We start from the raw sequence: 14,370 nt of genomic DNA on the forward strand, positions 1-14,370 counted from the left end.
GGAAAATCCCGTCAGCCATTGCAAGCGCTCGGCGGATGCTGGGACGTATTCGCCTTGATGCCTGTCGGCGCGCGGAACGAGCACGGCGTCGAGCTTGGCTTTGGCCATCAGCGCGCGCAGCGCCTTGACGCGCTCAGCAACATGCTCGGGGCCCGACTGCGATTGAAAAGTTTGGAACATCGGAGATGTTCTAGGCGGCTGCCGCGGACCGGGCAACGGGCGATTTTACCGCTGTCTCAGCGTCAGGGTGGACCAGTCCCTAAGGCGATCGTAACGCTGGAGCGTGAAGCCGTGAGAGCGATAGGTGGCGATGACTTCGGCGGCCTGCGGAATGAGGATACCCGAGAGCACGAGCGTACCCCTGGCCTCCACGGAGTGGGCCAGCGCGGGGGCGAGGCAGATCAGCGGGCCGGCCAGGATGTTGGCAATCAACAGGTCGAAGGGCGCGGCGCGTCGTAGTCTCGGATCGGCAACCCCGGCCGCAACGATGAGTGCGATGCGATCCGCGACGCCGTTGAGACGCGCGTTTCCAGTCGCAACCTTGACGGCCTGTGGGTCCATATCCGCGGCAATGATGCGCGCGCCGGGCATGGCTTTTGCCGCTGCAATCGCCAGCACACCGGAGCCGCATCCGAGATCCAGCACTGAACGAGAGAATCGCGACCGCGCCAGCCGATCGATCGCCAACAGGCAGCCAAGCGTCGTCTCGTGATGGGCAGTGCCGAAGGCTTCACCGGCATCGATCAGGATCGTGTTCGGGCCGCGCGCCACGCGGCCGCGATCGTGACTGCCGTGAATCGTGAAGCGCCCGGCATGAACCGGCGGCAGGGCGGCCTGAGAAATGGCGACCCAGTTCAGATCCGGTACGAGTTCGGCCGTGAAGTGCGGCGGCGGCACGGCGAGCAGTGGCGTCAACTCGGCCGCGAGGTCACGGTCACCGGCCGTTTCGTCGAAATAGACGTCAAGCCGCCAATGCCCCGGCCCATTTTCGAAAACGGTCAGAGCGTCGGGCGGCGGCTCGATCAAATCCTGCAGCGCGTTGCCCGTCGCGTCGGCGTGCGCACGGTCGCTGAACTCGGCCGTGAATTTTTTGAGTGCCATAGATGTCAGGCCGCCGGCGATATGGGCTTGCCTTCGGATTCGTAGCCTTCCGCGTTGGTCTGGTCGGGAAGGTCGTCGAGGAAACGATCCCACTTCGTATCGATGTGCTTGGCCGCCGCGGCCGGTGGCAGCGTTTCGAGCGTGCCATCCGGCTTTTCGGTAACGATGCCATCGCGGATCAGCCGATCCAGCGCATCATCGATCTCGTAATCGACTTTCACGCCGAATGTGCGCGTCAGGTATGTTTCGATCGCCAAGTCGATCGAGGGAAGATCGGCGCGTGTCGATTTTTCCTTCGCCAGAACGCTGTAAAGCAGCATCTCTTCCTTCACGTCTTCTTCGGCACCGCGCGCCGCGATCTTCAGGATCACGCCGCGATTATCCGCCATCGTGTGGAAATAAAGGTTTTGCGCCATCACGATCATGTAGCGCTGCTTCTGATTGAAGAAGCCCATGACCTGGCGGCCTAGGATGCCGCCGAGACCCGCCAAAGCTCCAACCGCCGCAATCGGATTTGTCGTCAAAAGCGCGATCTTGCCGGCAGCGCCGACGGCACCCATGCCGAGCCCGCCACCGGCCGTGACGCCAAGCCGGAGTTTGTCCAACGGGCGAAACCGGACTTCCGTGTTCGGAAACACCATTTCGACGTCTGAGCGCGGGATATTCTTGAAGAGCTTCAGGTAAATGTTTCTTTCATTGACGCTGGGGGGGAGGTGCTGGCACCGCTTTGTGACCCACTTCTCGGCGGCTTCGCGGCTGAGCTTGTTTTCACGCATCGCCTCCTCGACGCGCATTTCGAATGGTTTGAGCTTGAACATCAGGAAGAGCCTCTGGAAAATCGGAACGTTGAATTCCTCTTTCCGCAGGTATTTCCGGATGCTCCGGCGCTCGTACTTTTGATTTGAGGCGCCACGGTAGTAGATGACGATTTGCTCGAAAGCCTTCATGTCGACCGTCAGATCGAGGCCATAGTGGCTGTCGCGTGTCAGGATCATTTCGACGTCGGTCGGGTCGATCCGCTCGTAGTTGGCGCGCTGAAGCAGGCTCTCGACACCCTCGAAGACGCGATGCTTCAGGCTCGCGCGCTCATCTTCCGAAAAGCTGCGCGTCATCAGCAGATCGCTGTCGGGTGAAAACGTCTCGTACGTCTGTTCGAGATCGAGAAGGAGCGCGAAATACTGTTGCTGCCGCCAATAATCGAGATAGCGAAAGAATCGCCGGGCCTCTGCGGCCTGGCCCGGGTTCCAGAGGAATGGCTTCGTCAGCCGGTCGAGCAGCGCAAATCTCGTTACCGGAATAAAGCGCTCGCGTTTACGCTTTTCGTCGGGCTGCAGAATATCTGTCTGAAGGACGCGCTCTGCGTCATCGGCCATTGGCGCGGGCTTGGCGTCGAAATCCGCAAGCTCGGACAATCGCTGGAATAGATTTTGTTTTTGGCGCAAACGCCCCGCCGCAAAATCCGCCGCCGACATTGACGCAACTCCCCGTCGTATTCCCGTGATCGCTTGCAGCCGCCCCGTGCTTACGAGCGTGTTTTAGCGGCCCGGGGAAGACCTTGTCGAGCTTAGTAAATCCCGCCGGTAGAGAGACGCGGGGAAAGTCGGTCCTGGCGTCGGCTACCAACCGCAGAAAAAGCACAATTGAACGCAAATGGAGCACAAGTGTGCATTGCACGAATCGTGTTCATAACTTTCCGCAGCGTCACCGTGACGCCGATGTTCGGCTAGGATCTAACTCGCTCAAGTTGAGCACAGTTTGAGGGCACTGGTTGGGGACGTGTGGTAATGGGGGCACTGCGTATTTTTACCCTGGGAATTGTCGTGGCCGCGAGCACTGTTGCCGTCTCCGCGTCCGCAGATGAACTAATCATCCCATACACTTGTGAAATCGATCGCGGCACGCCGCATCTCACCGCCAGCTCTGGCGGCAATATCTACCAAATCATCGGGCCTCGCGAAGACCAGCCGTTCTCGGCTTGCCGGCCGTCGTCTTCGGCGGCGTGTGAAATGATGATGGTTCATAAATTCACGATTGAATGTGGTGGACAGCGGGTCGCTTGGGCAAAGGTTGCTGCGTCGGCGCGCGCGCTTGGCGTCGAACTGCCGGTGCATCTGCCCCCCGGCTTCGCGCCGATCAGCCGGCTCGCTGGCCGTTTCGTTTTGCCGGGGCTCGTGCGGTCAAGGCCCGGCGTCACGCACGTTGCAACGCAGGACCTGTCGCCCGACAGCGTCATCATAACCGGAAGCACGCGTCCCCGGGCCGAGCCGGCGCAGTGGGTCACGGTGGTCGACTCGGAAGCTCAGACGTCGACGTCCGGTGAGGCCTTCAAAGTCGCGGGTGTCATTTCCATGCTTCTCGTCACGCTGATGGCCGGGTGCCTCATCGTGGCGCGACGGCGATCACTGTTGTCGTTCGAATTCGCCGGATGGACGGCCACCGCCAGTACGATCGCGAGCAGCGCGGGAAATCTCGCCATGCGGGTGGCCGCGTATACGCGGAGCGCATTCAGGCACAGCTATGAAAGCTGGCGTGCCGCAGCGGACGATAACGGCGATGACGCCGGCCCCGCCAACATGCTGGCGATCGTCCATTCGCGGCTCGCCGAGACGGAGTTGCTGGTTGCCAGCCTCCCCGCCGATCTGTTGCTTCGCGATGTTCTGCAGTCGGAACTCGACGGTTTGCGCGAGCGCGGCGCCGATGTTGCGCGGCGCGGGCGCAGGCTCGGAGCCGAACGCGCGAATGCCATGCTTCGTTCGCTGACGCGTGAGCTCGACCGGATCACGCGGATCGTCCACGGCGCCGCCCAGCACGCCGAGGTTGACGAGATGGCTGCCGCAGAAGCTCCGGCATCGATTTTTGAAGCCTATCGTATTCTCGGATTGAATCCCGAGGCTCCCTATATCGCCGTCAAGAAAGTCGTCGATGCTTTGCGAATGTCCTGGCACCCGGATCATGCGCGCGACGAGACGGACCGCCTTTATCGCGAACGCCGGATCAAGCAGATCAACGCAGCCTGGGACCTGTTAAAAAGCAGGCGCACCGCTACGGCGTAACCAAACGCTCAAACGAAAACGGCATCGCCCGGAGGCAATGCCGTTCATCGATTTCCAAAATATTGTCCGGTTCTTCCCCGGAGCGGCTCTAGGCCGAGTAGCGATGCGCGACCGGAAGGTTGCGAACTTCCTCCTCGGTCAGCGGCTGCGTCTCATACAAGATGTCGATGCGCCGCTGTTGCCGTGACGGCTGGCGGTTTGCACCTTTCAATCGTGCTGGGACTTCCTCGCTAAGTCCGCGAACGACGCCGATCTTGCCCCTCAAAGGAAAGCGGTAAGTGCTCATGGTAGGCTCCTTCCAAGGACTCTACCCTCCCAAACTCAAGAACCCCGCTTCGGTTTCACGCCCCCGCGCTACAACCGTAGATTATTCAGACGCAGAACGAGCATAGTCGGCCGATGACTCGGCATAACCCCGCAAATCGATTAGCTTGTGTGAACCCCCACGCTCAACGAGCTGACGAAACCAATGCCTTGAAATTGCGGCGATATGAAGATTAAGGCGGCGAAATTTAGGCTTGTCGCGAGCATTAGGCCGGAAACATTGGGGTTTCTGACTACGGTTCAGACAAGATCGACGAAGCTGGCGACGACGCGTTTGGTGGAGCCGTCGTCGAAGTCGATCGTCAGCTTGTTACCGTCGACGAGCGTCACGGTACCCAAACCGAATTTCTCGTGACTGACTCGCGTGCCGGTCTTGAAGGAGGGCGCGCTGGCGCTTGATGCTGCGACCAGTTCGCCTTCCAGTGTCATCGGACCTTTGGTTCTCTTCTTCGCGTCACGACCGCCGCTCCACGATTGCTGAGCGCGTTGCCAACCGGGCGTACTGTAGTTCGACCCGAACGGTTCGGCTCCGGACATGCGGTCGAAGCGGCTTGCGCCGAAGGTGCCGCCGTAGCCAAAAGAATTAGCACGGCCGCCGTAGGGCATCTCGCTTTCCACCACTTCGACGTTGGCGTGCGGCAATTCATCGACGAAGCGCGACGGCAGCGCCGACTGATAAAGGCCATGTGTGCGCCGATTCTGGGCGAACGAAATCTTAGCGCGGCGTTTGGCGCGTGTCAGGCCGACGTAGGCGAGCCGGCGTTCCTCCTCGAGTCCAGCCTTGCCGCTTTCATCGAGCGAACGCTGGTGCGGAAAAAGACCTTCCTCCCAGCCCGGCAAAAAGACGATGCCGAATTCGAGGCCCTTCGCCGCGTGCAGCGTCATCAACGAGACTCGGTCGCCGTCGCTCCCCTGATCGGCATCCATCACCAGCGATACATGCTCGAGGAAGCCCTGCAGCGTGTCGAAATCGTGCATGAAGCGCACGAGTTCCTTGAGGTTCTCGAGGCGCGATTGCGCCTGCGGGCTTTTGTCAGCCTGCCACATCGCCGTATAGCCCGATTCATCCAGCACCAGTTCGGCAAGATCCGTGTGGCGCATGCGATCGAGATTGCTGCGCCAGCGTTCGAAGGAGCGCATCAGGTCAGTCAGCGATGTGCGTGCTCTCTTTGGGAGTTCGTCGGTTTCGCCGATTTCGCGTGCGGCCTGAAAGAGGGGAATGGCGCGCCTGCGGGCAAGCTCGTGGATGTGCTTGATCGACGTGTCGCCGAGGCCGCGCTTCGGCACATTGATGATGCGCTCGAACTTCAAATCGTTGGCCGGATTGGCGACGACGTCCAGATAGGCGATAGCGTCCTTGATTTCCTGGCGCTCGTAGAACCGTGGCCCGCCGATCACCCGATACGGGAGCCCGAGCGTAATGAAGCGATCTTCAATGGCGCGCATCTGGGAAGAAGCCCGCACGAGAACGGCCATATCATTCAGGTGTTCCTTGTTGCGCTGCAGATTTTCGATATCGTCGCCGATGGCGCGGGCTTCCGCCTCGTCGTCCCAGAAGTTGGCGACGGCAATTTTTGTCCCCGCAGCGCCGTCGGTGAAAAGGGTCTTGCCAAGCCTGCCGTCGTTCTTCGCAATGAGTCCCGAGGCACCGGCGAGAATATTGGCGGTCGAGCGGTAGTTGCGTTCGAGCCGGATCACCTTGGCGCCGGGAAAGTCCTTCTCGAAGCGCAGGATGTTGTCGACCTCGGCGCCGCGCCAGCCATAGATCGACTGATCGTCGTCACCGACGCAGCAAATGTTCGGAGATCCCTGCGCCAAGAGCCGCAGCCACAGGTACTGCGCGACGTTGGTGTCCTGATACTCGTCGACCAGGATGTAGCGGAAGCGGCGGTGATAGTCGGCGAGAACGTCGGGACGCTCTCGAAAGAGGCGCAGACATTCGAGCAGCAGATCACCGAAATCGCAGGCGTTGAGTTCCTTGAGCCGTGCCTGATAGGCGGCATAAAGGTTGGCTCCCTTGCCGCCGGCGAATGCAAACGATTCACCCGCCGGTACCTTGTCGGGTGTCAGTCCGCGGTTTTTCCAACTGTCGATCAGGCCGGCAAGCTGGCGGGCGGGCCAGCGGTCTTTGTCGATGCCTGCCGCCTCGATCACCTGTTTCATCAGGCGCACCTGGTCGTCGACATCCAGGATCGTAAAGCTGGACTTCAACCCGATGAGTTCGGCGTGCCGGCGCAGGATCTTGACGCCGATGGAATGAAAGGTGCCGAGCCACGACATGCCTTCGAGCGTGCCGCCAATCAGCGCGCCTATGCGTTCGCGCATTTCCCGCGCCGCCTTGTTCGTGAACGTGACGGCGAGGATTTGGGATGGATAGGCCTTGGCCGTCGCCAGGATATGGGCGATGCGCGTCGTCAAGACCCGCGTCTTGCCGGTGCCCGCGCCTGCCAGGACGAGGAGCGGACCCTCCGTCGTCTCGACCGCTTCCCGCTGCTCGGCGTTGAGGCCCTCGAGGTAAGCCGGCGCCCCACGGGAAGCCGCGACGGCGCGCGCCGAAATGGACGGCTGATTCGGCCCGGCACCGGCCGATTCGCCCTGCGGGTTCGATGACGAGGGTGCTTGCGGCAGATCGAACGGTGGTTCGTCATCGTGCGGCAAGTCCGGGCCGGTTTCGGCATTCGGCTTGCGAGTCGGGGTCATGTGATTGAGGTAACCTACTAAAGCTGATCCTACAACCGGAGCGGCGTGGCGCCGCGCCCTAAAGCAACGGCTTTGTGAAATCGTCCACAAAATCCTCAAACGCCTGGAAATGAGCCAAATTTCGGGTTCAGACTACCTGGACGCCGTGCGATACATGGGCACGACGGCGCGCCGTGCGAGTAGTGTCCGTCAAGTGCTCGACAAATATTAGGGCGAGCCGCAAGAGACGTTCATGAACAACGGACTTCTATATTTTGGCGGCCTTCTTGTCGTTATCTTTGCAACGCTCTTTGCCGTGCCCAATTTCATCGATTGGAACGGCTATCGCGGGGTGTTCGAAGAAGAAGCCTCGAAGGTGCTCGGCCGCGAAGTCCGTGTCGGCGGCGCGGTCAACCTCAAGCTGCTGCCGGTACCTTACGTCCGATTTGAAAAAGTGCGCATCGCCAACGTTTCAGGCCAGACGGGAGAGCCGTTCGTCAGGGCCGAGAGCTTTACGATGTGGCTTTCCGGGCCGGCGCTACTGCGAGGCGTACTCGAAGCCAGCGAAGTTGAACTCGATAAGCCCGTTCTCTCGCTGGCGCTCGACGGCAAGGGCGGCGGCAACTGGACCAGTATCGAACTCAAGGCCGGGGACCTGCCCTTCGTGCCCCGCAATGTCACGTTGCGATCCGTCAGGCTGATCGATGGCGCCGTCTCGATTTACAACGCCGCCTCCGAGCGCGTTGCTTCCATCAAAGGAATCTTCGGCGAGCTTTCCGCCGAGAGTTTGAGAGGGCCGATCCGCTTCAAGGGATCAGCCACCTGGGCCGGTACCGCACACAGCGTCGCATTCGGGACGGACACGCCGAATGCCGATGGTTCCTTCACCCTGAAGGCCACGGCGCGCGTTGAAGATTCTCCGAACGTCTACATGCTCGACGGTCGCGTCGCCGATCTCAATCAGAAGCCGACATTCACCGGCAACTGGTCTGCAAAGCTCGCCGTCCCGGGCAGCGAGACCTCGGCGGCGGCGAGCGATGCCGATGCTCCCGTGCTCGATTTGAAATCCGGAGTCACCGCGGACGCCCTTGGGGCCAAGTTCGAAGACATTGCACTGTCGCTCGACAATGCCGCCGAGCCGCAGTCGATGACCGGTTCAGCGACTGCGACATGGACCGAACACTCGCGTTTCGATCTGGCGCTTTCTTCGAAATGGCTGGACCTCGATTGGCTCGCCGGCGCCGGACAGGGCAGCGCTCACCTGGCAAAGCTGAAGCAGCTGACGATCGGCCTTATGCAATCGGTTGCCGGCGATGGCGCGGCGACTGCAAAGATCAATCTCGAACAGGTGAAAGTTGGCGGTGAGACCGCTGGGGGTCTGACGATCGATGCCGAACGGACTGGGAGCACCACGCACTTCAATACGTTCAAGGCGAGCTTTCCCGGCGGCACGCGGCTCGACCTGACGGGCGACCTCAAGGACAACGCTGGAAAGCTCAGTTTTTCCGGCAAGGTTTTCATCGCCGGCACGAGCTTGGCGCGTCTTAGGACCTGGGCCGAAAAGTCGGGCATGCTGATCGACATCGCGGCCGACGGCACGTTCTCAGCGGTCGGCAAGGTCGATGTCGATCAAACACGGTTTGCACTCACCGACGCCTCGGGAGACATTTCAGGCCGGACATTGTCGGGTGATCTGACGATTGCACACCAGGGCCGCCAACGGATCGACGTGACGTTGCAGGCTGCCGATCTCGATACGCGCGAGGTTTTCTCGAAAACGGCGGCGGCGCTGAACACGGAACTGCGCAAAGCGCTTGGACTGGAGCCGACCGGTGAAAAGGAAGCCGCCGACACGTTGCCGGGGGATATGCGATTGCGCGTCATCGCCGGCCAATTGACGGACGGTGCCGAGACATATCGCGATGTCGACGTGACGTTCGACCTGGAAGGCGGCGAAATTCGGCTGCCGGCCTCGAAGCTGACGACGGTCAACGGCCTGGCGATCGGACTCGAGGGCCGCATTAAAACGGGAAGCGGAACGCCGACTGGAACGCTGGCTTATGATCTGGTCGCGTCGACACCTGAGGCGATGAACGATCTAACGCGCAAGATCGGATTCGATCACCTCGTCGGAAGCGAGCATTTCAAAGGTTTGAAAAGCGGCAAGCTCGCCGGTCTCGTGCGGCTGGGGCTGCGCGCCCCTTCAGCGGCCGATATCACGCTCGACGGCATTTTAAACGGCGCGCACTTCAGCGGATCAGGCGAGTTTGACGGCGGCCTCGACAAGTGGCGGTCACAGCTTAGTCGCGTGCAGATGACGTTCAATGCCCCGTCCGAGCAAGTGCTACTCGCCACGCTCGGTCGGGATGTGCGACGTGCGGCGGCTGGCGTCGCCGCGCCAATGCAGGCCACCGTCGTCGCGTCAGGCATTGTCGGTTCCGGTGCCGAGACGCAGGTCGAGTTGGAATCGCAGAACCTCGCAATGACATTCACGGGGCAGACGACGTGGCCCGAAGATGCAAGTCTTGCCGTCAATGGTGCCCTCGTCCTCAAAGCCACCGACTTCGCTGACGCGCTGTCCGTCGCCGGCATTGTGGCGCTCGGTGGCACGACGGGGGTCGAGGCGCACGGCACCCTCGATGTGGCGCGCGATAACGGCACCTGGACGTTTGCTTCGCGCGACCTTTTGCTTGGCACGTCGAAGCTGACCGGTGCCGTCAAAGTGGCTTCGTCTGCCGCAGGCGTTCAGCGGATCGACGGCAAGATCGGCGCCGACCGCGTGACGGTTCAGAGCCTCCTTTCCGCTTTGATTGACAATCCGGCGCCTCTGCCCGTTGCGACCGCCGCCGATAGCGCGGCGAGTCTCGAAACACGGTCGATCTGGCCGAACGGACTTTTCAATTTCGACGCATTGAGCGGCGCGCAAGCCAATATCGAGCTGGGTTTCGGGTCGCTTCAGTTGAGCGGCAATCTCGCGACGCGGGATGGCCAGATGAAGCTCGCACTCGTTCCCGGCAAGCTGACGATTAGCGATATCTCGGCCGACGCGGCGGGCGGCAAGATGACTGGAGGACTGACACTCGAGAAGGCCGCCGACGGCGTTGCACTCACGACGACGCTCAAGCTCGATCAGGCGAAACTTGTATCCTTTAGTCCCATGGCGAAAGGGACCGTCACTTTCAATCTCGACGCCAACGCGCGGGCGCAAAGTCCGGCGGGCCTCATGGCGGTGATGACGGGATCGGGAAGCGTCAATCTCGAAAATGCAGAAATTCCGGGGCCCGGGATCACGGCGGCCGCGGATGTTGTCGATGCCGTCATGCAGGGGAAGTTGCAGAATGATGCTCGTAGCATCGCGGCGGCGCTTTCGGCGGCCCTGGATACCTCGTCACTAAACATCGGCAATCGCCGTCTCGCGATGAAAATCGCCGACGGCTCAATCAAGTTTGACACGGCTACGCTCGACGCGCCCGATGGCAAAGTCGAAGCGACGGCGACGACCGATCTGACGTCGCTCAATGTCAACGCGGCGTGCCAGCTGACGGCCATTGTGAGACCCTTGCCGCCGCCACCGATACCGTTGCCGGCGTGGTCGCCACAGTCATCAAAGCCGCCGCTGCCGCCAGCCGTCGTGCTTTACAATGGCCACCTCGACAATTTGGCGAGCATGACGCCCCAGGTCGATGTCGCCGATCTCCAGCGGGAAGTTTCCGTTCGGCAGATGGAACGCAATGTCGAAGTGCTGGAGCAATCACGCCGTCTCGATGAGGAACGCGCCCGGCTCGAGAAGGAGCGGCGGAAAAAAGCTCTCGATCAGCAGCGCGCCGCGGCGATAGCTGCCGCGCGCTCCAAGAAAGAGCCGGTAGAACGCTTGCCGCCGGTTCTGCCTGAGTCCGCAGGGACTGCCAACCCGGAGCCGGAAGCGGCACCTGCTGTTGTTCCAGCACCGGCCCCGGTCGTCTCGCCCCAGGCGCGCCCTAGTCCCTCGCAATCGCTGTTACCGGTATCGCCCACGCCTCAGGTTGAACAACAGGCCGGGCCGGGGTCGGGTGATCCGACGAACACGATGCTCAGCCCGAAAATTTCGATAGAGCCTATTCCACCAAGCGAAGTTGGACAGGGTGCCGGTGCCGGGATCGTTTCTCAAGTTGACCCTGAAACCGGGCTGCCTATCACGCCGAATGCCCAGACGGCGGTGCGGCCGGCAGTGGCGCGACCGACTTCATCGCAACGATCGCAGCGATCGCGGCGCACGTCATCCGACGAGGTCATGAAGTCGCTGGGCGGTTATCCCTGAAGCCGGGCCACTACACATGACGTAGTGTGTGGCGTCAGTGTCGTGCCGGTTTCGTCAGGTACTCGTCCTGCGTGCGGGCGTCCCAACTGGCGTTTTGCTTGAACTGCTCGTCAATCGAGGGGTCGCAGCGATGCTTGGCGCAGACGGGCTCGGGCACCGCCGCACACCCTGCAATTTCGAGCGCGATTAGAAGCAGCAATATCTTCTTCATGCCCGCCGTCCCCCAGTCCTCTATGTCCTAGGTGCGTGCGTCGCGCAACTGGTCGGGTCTGAACTCACGGCAATTATGGGGACAGAGCGGCCGTGGCCACGGCCATCGCCAGCATCGCCGCCAATGCTCGATTTTAAGATTGGAATTTACTTCGTATTTGCAGACATTTGACCGGCTCGCTGCTGCAGGCGCTTGAGAAGCCAAACGCGAACGGCGCTCGATAGCCCGGCTTCCCCTCGCCCTTCATCGATAGAGCTGATCAAGCCCGCGAGCGTCGTATCATCTTCGGCTGCAGCCTGTTTCAGCGCCAGCCAGAACGCGCGTTCGACCGAAATCGAGGTGCGATGGCCCTGAATAGAGAACGATCGCTTTTCCGGTCGCATCACGACGCAGTGCTTGGGTCAAAGTCGTCGTCGTCGATGATGTTGCCGCCGTCGCGCCTCGCACCGTCGAGATCGGCCTGCGACTTGCGCCATTCGGCCTGGATCACATTTCGCTCGGACTTGGGCTGCCCATGCTTCAGGCGGTTTTCTTGCGCTTCTTTTTCCCGAAGGGCCCGATCGCGGGCTTTTCGAGCCTTGTTAAGATTGACGATATCTGCGGTCATTGGAAGGAACTCCGCAATAGCAGCCTAAAGCAAGCTGCCTAATTTGGAGCATCTTAAGTACAGCAACGCAAACCCGTCAAACGCAGACCCTTCACAAATGCCAGGGATGCATCTCAGTCCGGTCCGATCATCTTCTCAGGACGAACGATCTCGTCGAACTCCTTTTCCGTGACGTAGCCGCCGCCGACTGCCTCTTCACGTAACGTCGTGCCGTTCTTGTGGGCCGTTTTTGCGATCTTGGCGGCGTTGTCGTAGCCGATCTTCGGGGCGAGTGCCGTGACCAGCATCAGCGAGCGGTCGAGGCCGGCCTTGATGTTGTCGCGGCGCGGCTCGATGCCTGCAACGCAGTTATCCGCAAACGACAGCGCGGCATCGCTCATCAGGCGCACCGACTGCAGGAAGTTGTAGGCCATGACAGGATTGAAGACGTTGAGCTGGAAGTGCCCCTGGCTGCCGGCAAACGTCAATGCCGCGTGGTTGCCGAATATCTGGATGCAGACCTGGGTCAGTGCCTCGCACTGCGTCGGGTTGACCTTGCCCGGCATAATCGACGAGCCGGGCTCGTTTTCCGGCAATGCCAGTTCGCCAAGACCCGAGCGTGGGCCCGAGCCCAGGAAGCGGATATCGTTGGCGATCTTGAACAGCGAAACGGCGACTGTGTTGATGGCGCCGTGGGAAAAGACCATCGCGTCGTGTGCGGCCAGCGCTTCGAATTTGTTCGGCGCGGTTTTGAACGGCAGTTGCGTGATCGATGCGATGCGCTCCGCCACCATTTCGGCGAAGCCCTTCGGCGCATTGAGGCCGGTGCCGACGGCAGTTCCGCCCTGCGCCAGTTGCATCAAGCCGGGCAGCGTCGATTCGATCCGGGCGATGCCGTTCTCGATTTGCTGCGTATAGCCCGAAAATTCCTGACCCAAGGTCAGCGGCGTTGCGTCCTGCGTATGCGTGCGCCCGATCTTGATGATGCGCGACCACGCGTGGCTCTTGTCGTTCAGAACGTTGCGCAACTTCTGCAGGGCGGGGAGCAGCCGGTGAACGATTTCCTCGGAACAAGCGATGTGCATTGCCGTCGGGTAGGTATCGTTCGACGACTGCGCCATGTTGACGTGGTCGTTCGGGTGCACGGGTTTCTTCGAGCCCTTCTCACCGCCGAGCGCCTCGATGGCACGGTTCGAAATCACCTCGTTGGCATTCATGTTCGATTGCGTGCCCGAACCCGTCTGCCAGACGACAAGCGGAAAATGATCGTCGAGCTTACCCTCGATGACGTCCTGCGCCGCTTTAACGATCGCGTCGCCGAGCTTTTTGTCGAGCTTGCCCAGAGCCATGTTGGTTTCGGCCGCGGCACGCTTGATGATGCCGAGGGCGCGCACGATCGGTGCCGGCTGCCTCTCCCAACCGATCTTGAAATTGCCGAGGCTGCGTTGAGCCTGCGCGCCCCAGTAGCGGTCGGCGGCGACTTCGATGGGTCCGAACGTGTCGGTTTCCGTGCGGGTTTTCTTCATGGCGTATTCGGTTCCGTTCATGGATCTCTGATGCCTCGGAATTGGTGCTTCGTCGCCCATACGCCGGGGTTTGTCGAGAACGTAATGGCTGTGACGCTGGTATCGGGATCGCGCTGGTTCACGTTCGCTTGTCATCCCGGCCGAAGCGCAGCGTAGAGCCGGGACCCAGACTCTCAGATGCAGCACTGGGTACCGGGTCTCGCAAGTGGGCTCGCCCGGGATGACAATAATGGAGGTTATCGAAGCTCAGGTGGCCGACCGAATATTTGGCGTCTTCGACGATTCCTGCGCTGGATCCCCAGCCTTCGCCGGCGTGCCAAGAGGCCAGCGCAACCGGCCGGCTCCGCGAAGCGGAGTCGGTTGCGCAAACGCAAAAGGGACGGGACGACGTGGCCTCGCTCTTTGCAAATGGATTAGGGATGCGGACCAGCGCCGCCCCGTGCATGCCAACTCTCCGCCTCGGCACCGGCCCATATGTCCGGCGCCAATCGCTTGATTAGGAGGAAATTGCCATTGCCGAAGCCATTGAGCTGAGTGAATGTCGATAGTCGCCTTAATGGACGGGACCGAGGGAGGTTAGCCAACCATCCGGG

The 14,370-nt window shown here is 61.2% G+C and carries 11 protein-coding genes; 2 read left to right on the plus strand and 9 right to left on the minus strand.

Annotated features, from left to right (window positions below; translation table 11 throughout):
- The 3 genes from VN623_RS08715 to VN623_RS08725 all read right to left on the minus strand — a co-directional run.
- The coding region (locus VN623_RS08715) for a hypothetical protein (RefSeq protein WP_325570143.1) at positions 1 to 180 on the minus strand (180 nt) is incomplete at its 3' end.
- Between the two features lie 45 nt (positions 181 to 225).
- Positions 226 to 1,101 (minus strand): 50S ribosomal protein L11 methyltransferase, encoded by an 876-nt coding sequence (locus VN623_RS08720; RefSeq protein WP_325570145.1) that lies wholly within the window; start codon positions 1,099 to 1,101, stop codon positions 226 to 228.
- Positions 1,102 to 1,106: 5 nt separating this feature from the next.
- The gene (locus VN623_RS08725) at positions 1,107 to 2,573 is read right to left on the minus strand and encodes a TMEM143 family protein (RefSeq protein WP_325570147.1); all 1,467 of its coding nucleotides are present in this window, start codon (positions 2,571 to 2,573) and stop codon (positions 1,107 to 1,109) included.
- Between the two features lie 312 nt (positions 2,574 to 2,885).
- On the opposite strand from VN623_RS08725, the gene VN623_RS08730 reads away from it, so the two are divergent.
- Positions 2,886 to 4,154, plus strand: a complete 1,269-nt coding sequence (locus VN623_RS08730; protein WP_325570149.1) for a J domain-containing protein — start codon at positions 2,886 to 2,888, stop codon at positions 4,152 to 4,154.
- Between the two features lie 88 nt (positions 4,155 to 4,242).
- Here the strand turns inward: VN623_RS08730 and VN623_RS08735 are convergent, their stop codons facing one another.
- Positions 4,243 to 4,440: a hypothetical protein gene (locus tag VN623_RS08735; protein WP_325570151.1), complete on the minus strand. Its 198-nt coding sequence runs from the start codon at positions 4,438 to 4,440 to the stop codon at positions 4,243 to 4,245.
- A gap of 278 nt (positions 4,441 to 4,718) precedes the next feature.
- Positions 4,719 to 7,178, minus strand: coding sequence for an ATP-dependent helicase (locus tag VN623_RS08740; RefSeq protein WP_325570153.1), 2,460 nt, complete (start codon positions 7,176 to 7,178; stop codon positions 4,719 to 4,721).
- A gap of 232 nt (positions 7,179 to 7,410) precedes the next feature.
- Here VN623_RS08740 and VN623_RS08745 point away from each other — a divergent pair, with 232 nt between their 5' ends.
- Positions 7,411 to 11,454 (plus strand): AsmA family protein, encoded by a 4,044-nt coding sequence (locus tag VN623_RS08745; RefSeq protein ID WP_325570155.1) that lies wholly within the window; start codon positions 7,411 to 7,413, stop codon positions 11,452 to 11,454.
- Between the two features lie 34 nt (positions 11,455 to 11,488).
- Here the strand turns inward: VN623_RS08745 and VN623_RS08750 are convergent, their stop codons facing one another.
- The 4 genes from VN623_RS08750 to fumC all read right to left on the minus strand — a co-directional run bounded on the left by VN623_RS08750 (position 11,489) and on the right by fumC (position 13,777).
- Positions 11,489 to 11,665, minus strand: coding sequence for a hypothetical protein (locus VN623_RS08750; RefSeq protein ID WP_325570157.1), 177 nt, complete (start codon positions 11,663 to 11,665; stop codon positions 11,489 to 11,491).
- A gap of 146 nt (positions 11,666 to 11,811) precedes the next feature.
- Positions 11,812 to 12,048: a ribbon-helix-helix domain-containing protein gene (locus VN623_RS08755; protein ID WP_325570160.1), complete on the minus strand. Its 237-nt coding sequence runs from the start codon at positions 12,046 to 12,048 to the stop codon at positions 11,812 to 11,814.
- On the minus strand, positions 12,048 to 12,272 hold the full coding sequence (locus VN623_RS08760) for a DUF4169 family protein (RefSeq protein WP_325570159.1): 225 nt from the start codon (positions 12,270 to 12,272) through the stop codon (positions 12,048 to 12,050). The genes VN623_RS08755 and VN623_RS08760 overlap by 1 nt, the downstream gene beginning before the upstream one ends.
- A 113-nt stretch (positions 12,273 to 12,385) precedes the next feature.
- Entirely contained in the window at positions 12,386 to 13,777 is a 1,392-nt protein-coding gene (fumC, locus tag VN623_RS08765) for a class II fumarate hydratase (RefSeq protein ID WP_325570161.1), read from the minus strand.
- Positions 13,778 to 14,370 lie beyond the last annotated feature (593 nt).

Origin of the sequence: Hyphomicrobium sp., from assembly GCF_035572195.1 — a bacterium.
In the GTDB taxonomy this organism is placed as follows: domain Bacteria; phylum Pseudomonadota; class Alphaproteobacteria; order Rhizobiales; family Hyphomicrobiaceae; genus Hyphomicrobium_B.

What these genes read in the sequence shown, in the direction of transcription:
- VN623_RS08720 (WP_325570145.1), bottom strand. Translation starts at nt 1,101, where the DNA reads ATGGCACTCAAAAAATTCACGGCCGAGTTCAGCGACCGTGCGCACGCC.
- VN623_RS08725 (WP_325570147.1), bottom strand. Translation starts at nt 2,573, where the DNA reads ATGTCGGCGGCGGATTTTGCGGCGGGGCGTTTGCGCCAAAAACAAAAT.
- VN623_RS08730 (WP_325570149.1), top strand. Translation starts at nt 2,886, where the DNA reads ATGGGGGCACTGCGTATTTTTACCCTGGGAATTGTCGTGGCCGCGAGC.
- VN623_RS08735 (WP_325570151.1), bottom strand. Translation starts at nt 4,440, where the DNA reads ATGAGCACTTACCGCTTTCCTTTGAGGGGCAAGATCGGCGTCGTTCGC.
- VN623_RS08740 (WP_325570153.1), bottom strand. Translation starts at nt 7,178, where the DNA reads ATGACCCCGACTCGCAAGCCGAATGCCGAAACCGGCCCGGACTTGCCG.
- VN623_RS08745 (WP_325570155.1), top strand. Translation starts at nt 7,411, where the DNA reads ATGAACAACGGACTTCTATATTTTGGCGGCCTTCTTGTCGTTATCTTT.
- VN623_RS08750 (WP_325570157.1), bottom strand. Translation starts at nt 11,665, where the DNA reads ATGAAGAAGATATTGCTGCTTCTAATCGCGCTCGAAATTGCAGGGTGT.
- VN623_RS08755 (WP_325570160.1), bottom strand. Translation starts at nt 12,048, where the DNA reads ATGCGACCGGAAAAGCGATCGTTCTCTATTCAGGGCCATCGCACCTCG.
- VN623_RS08760 (WP_325570159.1), bottom strand. Translation starts at nt 12,272, where the DNA reads ATGACCGCAGATATCGTCAATCTTAACAAGGCTCGAAAAGCCCGCGAT.
- fumC (WP_325570161.1), bottom strand. Translation starts at nt 13,777, where the DNA reads ATGAAGAAAACCCGCACGGAAACCGACACGTTCGGACCCATCGAAGTC.